Here is a 15,132-nt window from a genome sequence, read left to right as displayed (position 1 = left end):
GCCCCTCGAAGGGCCTAAAGACCCTCCTCGGGCGCCATCGGGGCCCTTTTCCTTGTGAAGAACTTCACGAACCTTTTCCGACAGGGTGTCGCCGGAGGGGTCGATAGCCGCCCGCTATGCCACGGATAGAGCGATCCCATCGAGAATGTCGTGCTCGCTGACGACGACCTCGCGGGCTCCGACGCGCTCCACGATCTCCCTCAGGACGAGCGCCCCGGCGATGATCACGTCGACCCGGCCGGGGTGGATCACCGGGATCGCGGCCCGCTCGTCGTGGGTGGAGGCGAGCAGCCGCTCGGTCACCTCGGCGACCTGTGCGGCGGAGATCCGGGAGTGGTGGACCTTCTCGGAGTCGTACTCCGGGAGCCCGAGGGCGATCGCGGCGACCGTGGTGACCGAGCCGGCGAGCCCGACGAGGGTCTCCGCCGTGTCGATCGGCACGGTCTCGGCGGCCAGGTCGAGCGCGGTACGGACGTCGGCGCGGATCGCGGCGACCTCCTCGGCGGTCGGCGGGTCGTGGCGGACGTGCCGCTCGGTGAGCCGGACGCAGCCGATGTCGACGGAGCGGGCGGCCTCGACGTGCTGGTTGCCGACCACGAACTCGGTGGAGCCGCCGCCGATGTCCACGACCAGGCGCCGGTCGTCGCCGTGCAGCTCGCCGGTGGCGCCGGTGAAGGAGAACGCGGCCTCCTGGTCGCCGGTGATGACCTCGGGCTCGACGCCCAGGATCTCCACGACCCCGTTCACGAAGTCCGCGCGGTTCTCGGCGTCGCGGGAGGCGGAGGTGGCGACGAAGCGGAGCCTCTCGGCGCCCAGCTCCTTGATGACCTCGGCGTACGCGCGGCAGGCCGCGAAGGTCCGCTCCAGGGCCTCGGGGGCGAGCCGGCCGGTCTTGTCGACGCCCTGCCCGAGCCGGACGATCGTCATCCGCCGGTCCAGCTCGATCAGGTCGCCCGTCTCGGGGTGGACGTCGGCGACGAGGAGGCGGATGGAGTTCGTACCGCAGTCGATTCCGGCGACCCGGGTCACTCCTCGCCCTCCTTCTTCTCCGCGCACGGGGTGACGCAGGGGCCCTTGGCCCACCACTCCGGCAGCATCGCGAGCGCCTCGTCGCCGAACGGGTTGACGCCCGGGCCGGCGGCCAACGAGTGGCCGACGAGGACGTGCAGGCACTTGACCCGGTCCGGCATGCCGCCGGCGCTCGGGAAGCCCTCCAGGACCTCGATGGCGTCGCGGCGGGCGATGTAGTCCTCGTGCGCGGCCCGGTAGGCGGCGGCGAGCTCCGGGTCGGTGGCGAGCCGGGCCTGCATCTCCTTCATGACCCCGTTGGCCTCCAGGGTGCCGATGGCCGAGGCCGCCCGGGGGCAGGTCAGGTAGTACGTCGTCGGGAACGGCGTGCCGTCGGGAAGCCGGGGCGCGGTCTCGACGACGTCCGGGTTGCCGCACGGGCAGCGGTGCGCGATGGCGCGCAGGCCGCGGGGCGGGCGGCCGAGCTGGAGCTCGAAGGCGGCGATGTCCTTCTCGGTGGGCTCGGTGCGTTCGGTCTGCGGAGGGGGCGTTTCCATGTCTGCCTTGTTCGTGTCGCGGAGGAGGGGTCAGGGGCGGTCGGCGTGGTCGACGCCGTCCCAGAGGTTGTCGTACCAGGGGCGGTCCGCCGCGCCCTGGTCGGCGCGGGGCCGTTGCTCCGCGTCGGGGTCGTTCACGGTGAAGCCGGTCTCGCCGGGGAGCACGTAGTGCAGGTGCTCGCGGGCGAGGCGGCGGACGTAGGCCGGGTCCTGGAGGCGGGCCTTCTCGTCCTTCAGTTCCTCGACCCGCCGGGCGGCCTCGGCGGCCCTGCGCTCCTGCTCGGCGATCTCGCCCTGCTGGGAGACGTAGCTCCGCATCGGATAGGCGAGTGCCACGACGAGGGAGCAGACGACGAGGGCGAGGAAGGCCGCGCGGCCGGTGAGCCGGGAGCGGCGGGCCTGGCGGCGGGTCTGGGAGCGGTAGACACGGGCGGCGGTCTGCTCGCCGAGCAGTCTGATCCGGGTCGCGGTGGAGAACCGGTCCCGGTCCTTCGCGGCCATGTCGTGTCGCCTCCCCTGTTCACGCGGACGTCCCCGCACACGGTACGGGACCGAGTGCGGGGACGTACGGAGGCTGCTTCAGCGAGAAGCTCAGCCCTTGAAGCGCGGGAAGGCGCTGCGGCCGGCGTAGACCGCGGCGTCGTCGAGGATCTCCTCGATGCGCAGGAGCTGGTTGTACTTGGCGACGCGGTCCGAGCGGGCCGGGGCGCCGGTCTTGATCTGACCGCAGTTCACGGCGACCGCGAGGTCGGCGATGGTGACGTCCTCGGTCTCGCCGGAGCGGTGGGACATCATGCACTTGAAGCCGTTGCGCTGGGCGAGCTCGACGGCGTCGAGGGTCTCGGTCAGCGAGCCGATCTGGTTGACCTTGACCAGGAGGGCGTTCGCGGTGCCCTCCTCGATGCCGCGGGCCAGGCGCTCCGGGTTGGTGACGAAGAGGTCGTCGCCGACGATCTGGACCTTGGCGCCCAGCTTGTCGGTGAGGACCTTCCAGCCGGCCCAGTCGTCCTCGAACAGCGGGTCCTCGATGGAGACCATCGGGTACGCGGAGACGAGCTCCTCGTAGTACTCGGTCATCTCGGCGGCCGAGCGGGACTTGCCCTCGAACTCGTACTTGCCGTCCTTGTAGAACTCGGACGCGGCGACGTCGAGCGCGAGCGCGACGTCGCTGCCCGGGGTGTAGCCGGCCTCCTTGATGGCCTCGACGATGAGGTCGAGGGCGGCGCGGTTCGACTCCAGGTTCGGGGCGAAGCCGCCCTCGTCGCCGAGGCCGGTGGAGAGGCCCTTGCGCTTCAGCACGCCCTTGAGCGTGTGGTAGATCTCGGCACCCCAGCGGAGGGCCTCGGAGAAGGACTCCGCGCCGATCGGGGCGATCATGAACTCCTGGATGTCCACGTTGGAGTCGGCGTGCGACCCACCGTTGAGGATGTTCATCATCGGAACGGGCAGCAGGTGCGCGTTCGGGCCGCCGAGGTAGCGGAAGAGGGGGAGGTCGCTGGCCTCGGAGGCGGCGTGCGCGACGGCGAGGGAGACGCCGAGGATGGCGTTGGCGCCGAGCGAGCCCTTGTTCTCCGTGGCGTCCAGGTCGAACATCGCCTGGTCGATCAGGCGCTGCTCGGTGGCGTCGTAGCCGACGAGCTCCGGGCCGATCTGCTCGATGACGGCGAGGACGGCCTTCTCGACACCCTTGCCCTGGTAGCGGTTGGGGTCACCGTCGCGAAGCTCGATGGCCTCGAACGCACCGGTGGAGGCGCCGGACGGAACAGCAGCACGGCCGGTGCTGCCGTCGTCGAGGCCGACCTCGACCTCGACCGTGGGGTTGCCTCGGGAGTCCAGGATTTCCCGGGCTACGACGACGTCGATGGACGGCACGAGCATCTCCTTCTGGGATGTGACGCTGGATGTGACGCAAGGTCGGTGCAGGGTCGCTTGGCCTTGCGACAAGAGCCTAACCGGCCCGGGGGGTCCGGCCCGCCGTGCGCCCGCCCCCTGGGACGAAAAAGGACCCAAGGGCACGCATCCCGGGACGAAGGACCCCGTATCTACTGGGTGGTAACCGTAGATCCGCGGCGAAACGCTCCTCGCCGGAACGGGGAAACCCCGGTCCGGCGCGCACGGGGGAAGGGCACGCCGGACCGGGGTGGTCACCGCGGGAGGGTCGTCGGGGCCGCGTGAGCCGCCGGACTCACGCGAGCCGCCGGGCTCACTTCAGGTGGAGCTGCTGACCCGGGTAGATGAGGTCGGCGTTCTCGACGACGTCCTTGTTCAGCTCGAAGAGCTCGGCCCAGCCGCCCTTGACGCCGTGCGCCTGGGCGATCTTGGAGAGGGTGTCGCCGGCGACGACCTTGTACTCGCCGTCACCCTTCTTGACCTTCTTGCCGGTCGGCGTGGTGACGGTCTTCTTGGCGGCCTTCGGCGCGGCCTGCTGCTGCGTGGCCTGCTTCGGGGCCTGGCGCTGCTGGCTGCGGGTGGTCGGCTGCTCGGCCTCGCGCTGCTTCGGGGCGGCCTGCTGGGGCGCGCTCTGCTTCGGGGCGCTCTCGGCGGCGCCGCCGTCGTAGGCGGCACCGGAGAGGCCGACGCCGCAGCTCGGCCAGGCACCCTTGCCCTGGCCCGCGAGGACCTTCTCGGCGATGAGGATCTGCTGGGACTTCGACGCCTGGTCGGCGGTCGCGGCGTAGGCGGTGCCGCCGTACGCGGCCCAGGTGGAGGCCGAGAACTGCAGGCCGCCGTAGTAGCCGTTGCCCGTGTTGATGGACCAGTTGCCGCCCGACTCGCAGGCCGCGACGGTGTCCCACTCGGCGGTGGTGGCGGCCGAGGCGGTGCCCGCGGTCAGCAGCGGGGCGGCGACGGCGACACCGGTGACGCCGACGAGCGTGGCGACCTGGGTGGCCTTGGAGGGACGACGGTGTTTGCCCTTGGCGGAAAACAGCATGGGGATTCTCCTCACCGACGCCTGTGAGGTGAGCTGTCGGGTTCGGGCCGGAAAGTTGCCCGGCCGCGTGTCCTTGCACGCGGCTTCACCCCAAGCCGATCGTCGGCCGTCTGTCTCAACGGCCGGGACCGGCACTTACCTTGGGTCCCCCACTCCTGCCTTCGGCGCTTGCGCGACGACTGTTCCCATCGGCCGACGGCAGGATTCGGCGTTTCGGTCGACGGGGCCCGCGGTGGCGAGCGGTCACGACCGTAGACACAGACCCACCGGAAGTTCAAAGAGGCTCATTGCGGAAATTTCGCCCCTGCTTGCCCTCCGGTGGGCGGTGTTTGCGCAGGTGAGAGGTGACGGGAGCAAAGTTTGCGGACGTGACACGCCAGTTGGGGCGAAGAGACCCATGTCTCACTTGCCCAGAACCGGACATAAGCCCGCGAACTAACCTTCCGCCGCCGTCGAACCCGCCGTCAGGTCAAGGCTCTGACCAGGCAGGATGAGGTCCGGGTCGGTGCCCACCGTCTGCCGGTTGGCGTCATAGAGGGCGGTCCACCCTCCGGGGAGTTCGTTCTCCTGCGCAATGTCGGACAGGCTGTCACCCGGCCGCACGGTGTACTCGCCCGAAGTGCCCTGACCGTCCGTTACGTCCGAATTCTTCGCCTTGTCCGTCACCGGCTCGGCGTCGACCTTCTCCGCGGGCTTGCCCGCACCGGACGCGTGGCGGCCCGATTCGGCCGAACTGTCCGTTGTGCCCGACTCCTCCGGGGCGGCCTCGCCCCGGTGCTTGCCGGTGCCGGGCGTGGCCGACGACACGTCATCCTTCGGCACATCGGGCGAAACCGGCGTACCGGGCGTAGCGGACGTGTCGGGCGTGACCGGGGCCGCCGGAGTGGTGGGCGCGCCCGGCACGGTCGGCACGGCCGTGGCGGCGGAGCTCCCGGGAGCGCTCGGCGTGGCCGGCGTCACGGGGGCCGCCGACGTGGCGGACCGCTCCGGCGTCCCCGTGGAGCTCGCGGGGGCGGTCGGCACGCCCGCGGTGCGGTCGGACTCGGGGCGGGGCCCCGTGGGGGTCGTCGGCACGGCGGTCGGACCGGGGTTCACGCCGGTGGCCTTGCCGTCGTTCTTCAGGCCGGCGATCGGCGCGCACGTGGCCCACTCGTTGCTGCCCTTGGCAAGGGCCTTCTCGGCCACCGCGATCTGCTGGGCGCGGCTGGCCAGGTCGGGGCTGGGCGCGTACGCGAGGCCACCGTTCCGCTCCCAGCTGTCCTGGGTGAACTGGAGGCCGCCGTACATCCCGTTGCCGAAGTTGGCGCTCCACTGGCCGCCGGACTCGCACTCGGCGACGCGGTCCCACGTGGCGGCGTCGGCGGCGGACGCGGACCCGGTGGCGAGCAAGGGCAGCGCCATGGCGGATCCGGTCACGCCCGCGGCGACGACGATGGCGGGGGCCTGACGGGGGCGACGGTGTCGTCCGTTCCCGGAACGCATAGGAGGGGCCTTTCGCGTGACGGCTGAGACTGCCGGGAAACGTAGCGGCATTCGAACGTCCGTCACAAGTCGATCGCCCCGCGATCACGTGAAGATCACATTTCTGATGGATCGTCAGTGGCCAAGAGGGGCACGGAAGGGGAGAACTCCACCGGAAGCGTGCGCAAACCGCGCATGATGAGCCCGCCACGCCACCGCAGTTCGGCCGGATCGGCGGCAAGTCGCAGGTCCGGAAGGCGAGTCAGCAGGGTCGCGAGCGCCGTCTGGCCTTCGAGGCGGGCGAGCGGGGCGCCCAGGCAGTAGTGGATGCCGTGCCCGTAGCCGAGGTGCTGGTTGTCGCGCCGGGCGAGGTCGAGGACGTCCGGCCCGTCGAACCGCTCCGGGTCCCGGTCGGCGGCGGCGAGCACCACCAGCACCGGGTCGCCCGCCGGGATCTCCTGGCCGCCGATGGTCAGCGCGCGCGTCGCGTACCGCCAGGTCGCCATCTCCACCGGCCCGTCGAACCGCAGCAGCTCCTCGACACCGGTCTCCAGGAGCCCGGTCTCCCCGGCGGCGAGCGAGGCCTGGAGCCGCGCACGCTGCTCAGGGTGCCGGAGAAGCGCGTAAAGTCCGTTCCCCACCAGATTGACGGTCGTCTCGAAGCCGGCGAAGAGAAGGATGAAGGCCATGGCGGCGGCCTCGTTCTCGGTGAGGTGCTCGCCGTGGTCGGAGGCCTTGATGAGCCCCGAGATCAGATCGTCCCCCGGCTCTTCGCGCTTGCGGTGGATCAGCTCGGCGAGATAGCCGCGCATCTTCTTCACCGACCGGGCGACCCCGCCGCGCGGCCCGCCGCCGTGCCGGATCATCATCCCGGCCCAGTCCCGGAAGTCGTCCTGGTCCTCCGGCGGCACCCCGAGCAGGTCGCAGATCGCGTAGATCGGCAGCGGGAAGGCGAACTCGTGGATGAGGTCGGCGCTCCCCCTCGCCACGAAGGAGTCGATGAGCCGGTCCGTCAGCTCCTGCACGCGCGGCGCGAACTCGGCGACCCGGCGCGGGGTGAAGGCCTTCGACACCAGCCGGCGCAGCCGGGTGTGGTCCGGCGGGTCGATGTTGAGCAGATGCGTCATCAGCTCGGCCTTGCGCTCCCCCGGGATGCCCGTCTTCCCCTTCGCGTGCGGGGACTCGTCGTGGTGCGCGGGGTTCTTGGAGAGCCGCTGGTCGGCGAGGGCCTGCCGGGCGTCCGCGTACCGGGTCACGAGCCAGGCCTCGACCCCGCTGGGCAGCGTCGTCCGGTGGACGGGCGCGTGCTCCCGCAGCCAGGCGTAGGCGGGGTACGGGTCGCTCGCGAACTCCCAGGTGAAGAGCGTGGGGGCGGGCTGGGGGGTGGGGGTGGTGCTCACGCCACGACCGTACAGGGCGACTCCGGAGGAGCATTCGCGGAGAAGATGTGATCAAACGGTGTGGCTCGTGCCCTAGATTCTTGCCGGTGGATCCTCAGCTGCTCAGAAGCACGTTCGCGGTCGTCGAGAGACGCGCCGAGCACGCCGTCACGTTCTTCTACTCGCACCTCTTCTGGAACAACCCCGGTGTGCGTGAGCTCTTCCCCGAGGACATGCTCCCCCAGCGGGACCGGCTCTTCGCCGCGCTCACCCATGTGGTGACCCACCTGGAGGACCCCGGGCTCGCGGGGTACCTGGGGCAGCTGGGCCGCGACCACCGCAAGTTCCTCGCCTCCCCCGCGCTGTACGCGGCCGTCGGCCAGAGCCTGCTCGCCGCCTTCGCGCACGCCGCCGGTGCCGTGTGGACGATCGAGGCGGAGAAGGCCTGGGGCGAGGCGTACGGGCACGTCGCGGATCTGATGCTGGCGGGCGCCGACGCGGCGGCCGGCGCCGGGGAGCCCGCCTGGTGGGACGCGGACGTCGTCCGCCACGAGCGGTACGGAGAGGACCTCGCCGTCCTGACCCTGCGACCCCGTCAGCCGCTGCCGTTCCGCCCCGGTCAGTACGTCAGCGTCAGCTCGCTGCGGGTCCCGCGCGTCTGGCGCACCTACTCCCTCGCGGACGCGCCCCGCCCGGACGGCACGGTGGAGCTCCACGTGAGCCGGATCGCGGGCGGCGCGATGAGCACGGCCCTGGTCGAGGAGACCGGTCCCGGCGAGGTGCTGCGGCTCAGCGCCCCCGGCGGCGGGCTCACCGCGCGGACGCCGGCGGGCGGACTCCGTACCTATATATGCGGCGGTACGGGCTGGGCCCCGGTGCGGGCGCTGCTCGCGGAGGCCGCCGAGGCCGAGCCGGAGCTGGAGGGCCGGCTCTTCGTGGTGGCCCGCGCCAAGGAGTACCTGTACGGGCGGGGGGACGCCGAGCTCCTGAAGGAACGCCTCCCCAAGCTGAACGTCACCTACATCACGGCCGCGCCCCGGCAGCGCAGGGACCAGGCGACGGAGCGGCTGCTCCAGGCCCTGCGGGCGTGCGTCCACTGGTCCGCGCACGACGTGTACCTCGCGGGACCGCCGGCCTTCGTGGCGGAGGTCTCCGAGGTCCTGGAGGAGCTGGGCACCGACCCGGCACGGATCCACCACGACACCCTGCCGCCCGTGGGCCGCTTCACCACCCGCCCGAACACCGCCGCCGAACGCCTCCTGGGCCCGCCGGCCCCGCTCTGGCACAACCCGGAGGCCCGGGCACCGCGCGAGCCGTGACCCCGGGCGGGCGTCAGCGCTTCGCGCGCCACCGCCGCACGGCGAGCCGTCCCAGCTCTGCGACGCCCACGAGCAGGAGCAGCGCGGAGACGATCCGCATCCAGAGCGCGTTGCCGTCGCTCACCGCCTCCCAGCCGAACAACGCGACCATCATGGCCGTGAGGCCGGGCGCGTCGTCGGAGGACGACTTCCGCGCCTTCTTCCGCGGAGCCGTCGCCGCACCGGGATCCGCGGCACCCGCGCCCGCCTCGGACGGGTCCGGCCCGGTCCGGTCCGGCGCGCTCGTGATCGGCACGCTCGCGCCCGCCTCGGCCGGCTCCGGCGCGCTCGTGGTCGGCTCACTCGCGCCCGGTTCGCTCATGGTCGGCGCACCGTTCACGCGAGGCCCTCCGCCGCGCGGATCGCGTCCCGGTACGTCTTGGCCGCCGCCCGCAGCGCCGCTTCCGGGTCGACGCCGGAGGCCTCCGCGCGCGCGGCGAGGGCGAGCAGCTCGTACCCGATCCCCTCGCCCGCGGGGAGCTTCACGTCGAGGCCCGCCGTCCGGACCCGCCCCGCGAGCTTCGCGGCGAGCGCGAGCCCCGGCTGCCCGAGCGGCACCCCGTCCGTCACGGACTCCCGCTGCTTCTCGATCGCCTTGGTGCGCTGCCAGTGCTCCTGGACGTCCTCGGGGGTCAGGGCGGTCGCGTCCCCGAAGACGTGCGGGTGCCGGTGGATCAGCTTCTCGGCGAGCGCCCCGGCGACGTCGTCCACGGAGAACGGCTCCTCCGGGTCCTCCTCGGCGATCCGGGCGTGGAAGACGACCTGGAGCAGGACGTCCCCGAGCTCCTCGCGCAGCTCCCCCCGGTCGCCCTCCTCGATCGCCTCGACGAGTTCGTACGCCTCCTCGATGGCGTACTTGGCGAGCCCCCGGTGGGTCTGGCGCGAGGTCCAGGGGCACTCGCGGCGGACCCGGTCCATGATCTGCACGAGGTCGAGGAGGCGGGCGCCGGGCAGGTCGTACGAGCCGGGCAGCAGCTCCAGGTCGGGCATGGACACACGGCCGGAGCCGGCGAGCCGGGCGAGGCCGTCGGTCAGCGCCCGGTCGCCCTCCCCGGAGGGCAGCAGCAGGACCGTGCGGCCTCCGGCGCAGGCCTCGACGAGCTCCTCGGCGGTGGGCCGGGCGTGCTCGACGGCGACGCCGGCCTCCCGCAGGTACGGCAGCTGGGGGTGGTCCTCGTCGGGGCAGAGCACCCGGTCGGCAGCGCCCAGCGCCTGCCAGGCGGGCCAGGACAGGAGTCCGGGGGCGACGCGGTGGCTGGCGGTGAGCAGGACGATGCGGCCGGGGCTCTCAGATGTCACCCCTCGAACTTACCCGGACTCACGCTCCGGCCGGGACGGCGGCCGGGTCCTGGCTGATCTGGCGGAGCCAGGGCGCGCCGTCGTAGCCGGTGTCGAGCCGGACCTGGGCGTCGTCCCAGCGGCCGTAGCGCGGGTTCACGTCGACGGCGAGGTCCTTGGAGGCGGCGGAGAAGACCTCGGTCAGCTTCTTCTGGCCCTCGGCGTTGTCGGTGACGCCCAGCTTCTCGGCGATCTTGTTCATGAGGACGTTGCGGCGGACGAAGTCGTCGATCTGGTCGGGTGCCACGCCCTGCTCCTGGAGGAGGACGGCCTTGAGCTGGTCCTCGCCGCCGGCCTGCTGGACGAAGGAGGCCCTGGTCTTCTGGAGCTCGGCGCGGGTGGCGCTGACGCCGTTGTCCCGGGCGACCTTGTCGACGACCCGGTCGAAGATCATGACGTTGAGTTTGCGGCGGCCGAGGTCACCGGTGGCGGCGACCAGCTGGGCGGACTGAGGCGAGGCCGCCTGCGCGGCCCGCACGTCCTCGACCTGTGCCTGGAGGCTGGAGACCTCGATCCGTTCGCCGCCGACGACGGCCGCCGCTCCTGGGTGGGCGTCACTGCCGCAGGCGGTGAGCAGCGGGGCCGCGGCGAGGAGTGCGGCGGAGACGGTGAGCGCAGTGCGGCGGTGCAAAGGAGCCTCCCGGGCTGGTCGTGCGTCAGTTGAACGACCTTGCGGTGATCGATGGTAGGGAGTCGCCGGGGCCGGAGCCACTACTTCGGAGCGACTGTTTCCCACAACGACTCACCCGTCACCCGGGTGTCGGCCCGCACCAGGCCCGTCTCGGGGCCCGCCTCCGGGCCCGTCTCCGGACCCGTGCTCGTCTCCTTCAGCAGGTAGTGCGGCCGCCGCTTCACCTCGTAGTAGATGCGTCCGACGTACTCGCCGATCAGTCCGGCCATCACCATCTGCACGCCGGCGAGGGCGGTGACGGCGACGAGGAGGGTGACGTATCCGGGGGTGTCGACGCCGTTGACGAGGGCGTCGCCGACGATCCAGGCCGCGTAGCCGAGGGCGACGACGGTGAGGAGCAGGCCGAGGTGGACCGCGGCCCGCAGGGGCTTGTTGTTGAAGGAGAGGAGCCCGTCGAGGCCGTAGTTGAGGAGCTTGCCGAAGGTCCACTTGGAGCGGCCCTGCTCCCGGACGGCGTTCTCGTAGGAGAAGGTCGTGGTGCGGAAGCCGACCCAGGAGAAGAGGCCCTTGGAGAAGCGGTTGTACTCGCCGAGGCCGAGGACCGCGTCGACGGTGCGCCGCGACAGGAGCCGGAAGTCGCCGACGCCGTCGACGAGCTCGACGTCGACGAGCCGGTTGATCGCCCAGTAGTAGAGGCGGGCGGTGAGGGTGCGGGTGACCCGGTCGCCCTCGCGGGTGCGGCGGGCGACGACCTGGTCGTACCCCTCGGCGTGCAGGGCGACCATGCGGTGCACGAGCTCCGGCGGGTGCTGGAGGTCGGCGTCCATGATCACGACGGCGTCGCCGGCCGCATGGCGGAGCCCGGCGAGCATCGCGGCCTCCTTGCCGAAGTTGCGGCTGAAGGAGAGGTGGCGGACCCGGTCCGGGTCGCGGCCGGACAGCTCCCGGAGGAGCGGGAGGGTCCCGTCCCGGCTTCCGTCGTCCACGTAGACGAGCTCGAACTCACCGTCGAGGCGGGCGAGTTCGGCGGTCACATGGTCGTGGAAGCGGGCGAGGACGTCCTCCTCGTTGAAGCACGGGACGACGATCGAGAGCAGCACGCCGACCACGACAACGGAGCCCGGTGTCCCCGCCGGTCCGGGTGCGTGACCTTCAGGCGACCATCGCGTGAACTGGCCCGTCGGACCCGCCGTTTCCCGTGCGTTCGCTGTCATATTCGATCCGTCATGCCGAAGACCACGCGTTCGCACACCACACGCTCGTACCTGCTCGCCGCCGTCCTGTCCGCCCTCGCCGTCTGCGGCGGGGACGCCGTCGCCAGCGTGTTCCCCTTCGGGCCGCGCCGCCGGGCCGTCAACGACCTCGCCAACCAGTTCGTGCCGTTCCACGCGCACCTGTGGGACCTGCTGCGGGGCCGGGCGGACGGCGGGCCGCTGCTCGACTGGCAGGGCGGCTGGGGCACGAGCTTCCTGCCCGACTACGGCACCTACCTGTCGAGCCCCTTCGCCCCGCTGGTCGCGCTCTTCCCGCGCGGGGACATCGAGTACGCGGTGTACGCGATCACCGTCCTGAAGACGGCGGTCGCGGCGGCGGCGATGACCTTCCTGCTGCGCCGGACCGGCCCGTCGGGCGTGTGGTGGTGGGCGGCGGTCCTGGGCGCCTCGTACGCGCTGTGCGGCTGGTCGCTGGCGGAGGGCACGTACAACCCGATGTGGCTGGACGGCCTGATCGCCTTCCCGCTGCTCTGCCTGGTGGGCGAGTGGGTACGGGAGGGCCGGCGGCCCCTTCTGGGCCCGCTGGTGGTGGCGGTCTGCTGGCTCGCGAACTTCTACACGGCGTACATGGCGACCCTGGGCGCCGCCCTGGTGCTCCTGGTCCGCCTGGCGGTCACGGACTCCCACCGGTGGCGCACGCTGCTCCGGGCGGTGGTGACGACGGCGCTCGGCATCGGCCTCGCGGCCCCCGTCCTCGTCCCCGTCCTCCTCGGTTCCCGGCACGCCTATCCGGGCGTGGTCCGGGACTTCGACCCGGCGGCCGGTACGGACGTGCTGGCCCGGCTGCTCCCGGTGACGTACAGCTTCGCGACCCCGGCGGCCTTCGTCTGCACGGCGGTGCCGCTGCTCGCGGGGGCGCTGCTCTTCCGCCGGGACGCGCCCGGCCGGGAGCGGTGGCTGTGGGGAGGGCTGTGCGCGGCGGTGGCGGTGTCGATGCAGTGGGGCCCCACGCATCTCGTCTGGCACGTCTTCGCCACCCCGAACGGCAGCCCGTACCGCCAGACCTTCGTCCTGTCCGGCGTGCTCGTCCTCGCCGCCTGGACGGGCCTCGCGCACGGCCTCCCGGACCGGAGGTCGCTGCTCGGCGGGGCGGCGGTCGTCCTCGCCCTCACGGCCGGGGCCCTGCCCAGCCGCCTGCTCACCCCCTGGTCGCTGCTCCTCGCGGGCGCGGGACTGGCGGCGGTGGCGGGCGCGCTCCTGCTGCCCCGCCGGGGCCGGTACGGGCTGCTCGCCGCACTCCTGGTCACCGGCACCCTGCTCGGGCAGGCCGCGGCGACGACGGCGTACGCGGACCGGGAGCGGCTCGCCCGGCTCGACGACTACCCGCCGTGGGGCGCGGAGCACGCGCGGCGGGCGGCGGCCCTCGCGGCGGCCGACGGCTGGCCCGCGTACCGCACGGACCCCGGGCTGCCCCGGGTCGCGGGCAACGATCCGCTGCTCCTGGGCGGCCAGGGCGCCGCCTACTACAGCAGCCACACCCCGGCGGTCCTGACGGAGACCCTGGCCGCGCTGGGCGGCGGCTGGACCTCGCGCGGCCGGAACCTGCTGAGCCTGGACAACCCGGTGACGGACGCGCTGTTCGGGGTGGGCGCGCGCTGGCGGGACGGCGCCGTCGTCCGCACGGACGCGCACCTCCCGCTGGTGACGGTGCGGCCCCCGGGCCCGCCCCCGGCCTACGGCCCGTCGCCCTTCCGCAACCAGGAACTCCTGCTCGGCGCCCGGGTGTACGAGGCTCCGCGCGCGGGCGCCTGCCCGGTCGGTACGGAGGTCTTCCTCTGGTCCCCGGAGAGCACGGGCACGGCCCGCCTGGGCGATCACGCCCCGGTCCGGCTCCTCGGCGGCGGCCCGAAGCGCCGCGCGGCGCTGACCTCGCTGGGCGTGCAGCGGGTCCCCGGCCTGAGGCCGGTCCTCCCGGGACCCGGCGAACTCGGCTGCCTGGACCACGACCGTCTCCGCGCGGCGGTGGCGACCCTCCGCGCCCGCGCGGCGACCTCGGTCCACGTCACCGGGGACGGCATACGGGCCACCCTCCCGCCGGGCTCCACGGGCACCGCGGTCGTGGCGGCCCCGCGCATCGCGGGCTGGCACTGCGAGGGCGCCGCACCGGTCGCGTACGGCGGCCTGCTCGCCGTACCGGCGGGCAGCACGCTCTCCTGCTCGTTCCGGCCGCCGGGCCTGCGGGCGGGCCTGGCGGCGGGGGCGGTGGCCGCGCTGGGGCTCCTGGGCGTGGCCGTGGCCGGGCGCCGGGGGGTCAGGACCGGGCGATCGCCTCGGTGACGGCGGCGCCCGTGGGGGCGATGACGATCGCCTCCTCCCGGAGCCCCGGGGGGAGGTGCCGCCGCCCCTCCTCGTGGAGGATCAGCGCGGCGCCGCCCACGGGCAGGATGACGGCCCCGAGCTCTTCGGCGAGCCGGGCGAGCAGGTCGAGCGCGGCGCCGGTGGAGAGGTGCGTCGCCGTCAGGGACGTCACCCCGCCGGCTCCGTCGGCGGGGACGGAGAACTCCGCCGTCCCCCCGTCCTCCGCGCGCAGCAGGACCTCGCCGAGGTCCGGCGCGCCCGCCACCACGTACGGCTCGACCACCCGGCGGAACCGCTCGACGTCCAGCGCGGCGAGCTCGCCGTCCACGAACCGGAAGAGGAAGGTCTCCGCGCTCACGGCCCCTCGGTCCCGGAGGGGAGCCGCAGCTCCCAGCGGACCTCGCCGTCCTGTTCCCCGTCCGTCGGCGTGAGCCCGGCCGCGCGGGCGACGGCGGCGGAGGCCGCGTGGCCGGGGTGGACGTGGGCGACGACGGTCCGTACTCCCCGTTCCAGGAGCAGGCCGACGAGGCCCTCGGCCGCCTCGCGGGCGATCCCCCGCCCCTGCAGGTCCGTGCCGACGACCCAGGCGACCTCGGCGGTCCGCCCGCCGTCGGTGACCGTCGCCTGCACGGTCCCGGCGAGCCGGTCCTCGGCGCGGAGCCGCACCACCCAGTTGCACCAGACGACCGCCGGGTCCGGCGAGCCGGCGACCAGCCGCTCGTACCGGGCGAGCAGCTCGGGCGCGGCGAGCGGGGCGCCGCCGATGAAGGCGTGGAGGGCGGGGTCGGCGAGGACCCCGGCCATCTCGCCGGCGTGCGCGACGGCGAGGGGCACGAGGTCGAGGCGCCGCGTCGTGGCGGTGGCGGCCGCGAGGCCGTCCGGTGCGGCGTTCACGG

General features: G+C 73.2%; 15 protein-coding genes and 1 riboswitch. Of the genes, 2 read left to right on the top strand and 13 right to left on the bottom strand.

Annotated features, from left to right (window positions below; translation table 11 throughout):
• Positions 1-114: 114 nt before the first annotated feature.
• The 7 genes from IE237_RS31910 to IE237_RS31880 all read right to left on the bottom strand — a co-directional run bounded on the left by IE237_RS31910 (position 115) and on the right by IE237_RS31880 (position 7,358).
• Complete coding sequence (locus IE237_RS31910; protein ID WP_189805620.1) at positions 115-1,029, bottom strand: Ppx/GppA phosphatase family protein; 915 nt, start codon at positions 1,027-1,029, stop codon at positions 115-117.
• Entirely contained in the window at positions 1,026-1,565 is a 540-nt protein-coding gene (locus IE237_RS31905; RefSeq protein WP_189805619.1) for a DUF501 domain-containing protein, read from the bottom strand. Before IE237_RS31905 ends, IE237_RS31910 begins: the two co-directional genes overlap by 4 nt.
• Positions 1,566-1,595: 30 nt before the next feature.
• Positions 1,596-2,066 (bottom strand): FtsB family cell division protein, encoded by a 471-nt coding sequence (locus tag IE237_RS31900; RefSeq protein ID WP_189805618.1) that lies wholly within the window; start codon positions 2,064-2,066, stop codon positions 1,596-1,598.
• A 90-nt stretch (positions 2,067-2,156) separates the two neighbouring features.
• Positions 2,157-3,443: a phosphopyruvate hydratase gene (gene eno / locus IE237_RS31895; protein ID WP_189805617.1), complete on the bottom strand. Its 1,287-nt coding sequence runs from the start codon at positions 3,441-3,443 to the stop codon at positions 2,157-2,159.
• A 325-nt stretch (positions 3,444-3,768) separates the two neighbouring features.
• Positions 3,769-4,497 carry a LysM peptidoglycan-binding domain-containing protein gene (locus IE237_RS31890; RefSeq protein ID WP_189805616.1) on the bottom strand — a complete coding sequence of 243 codons (729 nt, stop codon included), beginning with the start codon at positions 4,495-4,497 and terminating at the stop codon, positions 3,769-3,771.
• A gap of 3 nt (positions 4,498-4,500) precedes the next feature.
• A riboswitch (cyclic di-AMP (ydaO/yuaA leader) is annotated at positions 4,501-4,674 on the bottom strand.
• A gap of 258 nt (positions 4,675-4,932) precedes the next feature.
• Positions 4,933-5,913 (bottom strand): transglycosylase family protein, encoded by a 981-nt coding sequence (locus tag IE237_RS31885; RefSeq protein WP_308433138.1) that lies wholly within the window; start codon positions 5,911-5,913, stop codon positions 4,933-4,935.
• A gap of 161 nt (positions 5,914-6,074) precedes the next feature.
• A complete protein-coding gene (locus tag IE237_RS31880; RefSeq protein WP_189805614.1) occupies positions 6,075-7,358 on the bottom strand; it encodes a cytochrome P450 family protein in 1,284 nt (427 codons plus the stop codon).
• Positions 7,359-7,444: 86 nt separating this feature from the next.
• Here IE237_RS31880 and IE237_RS31875 point away from each other — a divergent pair, with 86 nt between their 5' ends.
• Positions 7,445-8,656 (top strand): globin domain-containing protein, encoded by a 1,212-nt coding sequence (locus IE237_RS31875; protein WP_189805613.1) that lies wholly within the window; start codon positions 7,445-7,447, stop codon positions 8,654-8,656.
• A 13-nt stretch (positions 8,657-8,669) separates the two neighbouring features.
• On the opposite strand, the gene IE237_RS31870 is transcribed toward IE237_RS31875, so the two are convergent.
• From IE237_RS31870 to IE237_RS31855, 4 genes are all read right to left on the bottom strand, one after another.
• Positions 8,670-9,017: a hypothetical protein gene (locus tag IE237_RS31870; RefSeq protein WP_189805612.1), complete on the bottom strand. Its 348-nt coding sequence runs from the start codon at positions 9,015-9,017 to the stop codon at positions 8,670-8,672.
• Positions 9,018-9,031: 14 nt separating this feature from the next.
• Positions 9,032-9,994 (bottom strand): nucleoside triphosphate pyrophosphohydrolase, encoded by a 963-nt coding sequence (locus tag IE237_RS31865; RefSeq protein ID WP_189805611.1) that lies wholly within the window; start codon positions 9,992-9,994, stop codon positions 9,032-9,034.
• 19 nt (positions 9,995-10,013) lie between these two features.
• Positions 10,014-10,664, bottom strand: a complete 651-nt coding sequence (locus tag IE237_RS31860; protein ID WP_189805610.1) for a SurA N-terminal domain-containing protein — start codon at positions 10,662-10,664, stop codon at positions 10,014-10,016.
• An 80-nt stretch (positions 10,665-10,744) separates the two neighbouring features.
• The gene (locus IE237_RS31855) at positions 10,745-11,764 is read right to left on the bottom strand and encodes a glycosyltransferase family 2 protein (RefSeq protein WP_229843013.1); all 1,020 of its coding nucleotides are present in this window, start codon (positions 11,762-11,764) and stop codon (positions 10,745-10,747) included.
• 126 nt (positions 11,765-11,890) lie between these two features.
• Here IE237_RS31855 and IE237_RS31850 point away from each other — a divergent pair, with 126 nt between their 5' ends.
• A complete protein-coding gene (locus IE237_RS31850) occupies positions 11,891-14,215 on the top strand; it encodes a YfhO family protein (RefSeq protein ID WP_189805608.1) in 2,325 nt (774 codons plus the stop codon).
• On the opposite strand, the gene IE237_RS31845 is transcribed toward IE237_RS31850, so the two are convergent.
• Both IE237_RS31845 and IE237_RS31840 read right to left on the bottom strand, forming a co-directional pair.
• Positions 14,190-14,594 carry a hypothetical protein gene (locus tag IE237_RS31845; RefSeq protein ID WP_189805607.1) on the bottom strand — a complete coding sequence of 135 codons (405 nt, stop codon included), beginning with the start codon at positions 14,592-14,594 and terminating at the stop codon, positions 14,190-14,192. The genes IE237_RS31850 and IE237_RS31845 overlap by 26 nt on opposite strands.
• Positions 14,591-15,130, bottom strand: a complete 540-nt coding sequence (locus tag IE237_RS31840) for a GNAT family N-acetyltransferase (protein WP_229843011.1) — start codon at positions 15,128-15,130, stop codon at positions 14,591-14,593. Before IE237_RS31840 ends, IE237_RS31845 begins: the two co-directional genes overlap by 4 nt.
• Positions 15,131-15,132: the final 2 nt, after the last annotated feature.

The sequence above is a fragment of the Streptomyces tanashiensis genome (assembly GCF_014648895.1).
GTDB lineage: Bacteria > Actinomycetota > Actinomycetes > Streptomycetales > Streptomycetaceae > Streptomyces > Streptomyces tanashiensis.
The sequence above is the reverse complement of the archived record's forward strand: the minus strand, read 5'-3'. Positions and strand labels throughout refer to the sequence as shown.

Excerpts from the sequence above, each read along its gene's own strand:
- IE237_RS31905 (WP_189805619.1), bottom strand. The coding sequence starts at position 1,565 with ATGGAAACGCCCCCTCCGCAGACCGAACGCACCGAGCCCACCGAGAAG.
- IE237_RS31900 (WP_189805618.1), bottom strand. The coding sequence starts at position 2,066 with ATGGCCGCGAAGGACCGGGACCGGTTCTCCACCGCGACCCGGATCAGA.
- eno (WP_189805617.1), bottom strand. The coding sequence starts at position 3,443 with ATGCTCGTGCCGTCCATCGACGTCGTCGTAGCCCGGGAAATCCTGGAC.
- IE237_RS31890 (WP_189805616.1), bottom strand. The coding sequence starts at position 4,497 with ATGCTGTTTTCCGCCAAGGGCAAACACCGTCGTCCCTCCAAGGCCACC.
- IE237_RS31870 (WP_189805612.1), bottom strand. The coding sequence starts at position 9,017 with ATGAGCGAACCGGGCGCGAGTGAGCCGACCACGAGCGCGCCGGAGCCG.
- IE237_RS31850 (WP_189805608.1), top strand. The coding sequence starts at position 11,891 with ATGCCGAAGACCACGCGTTCGCACACCACACGCTCGTACCTGCTCGCC.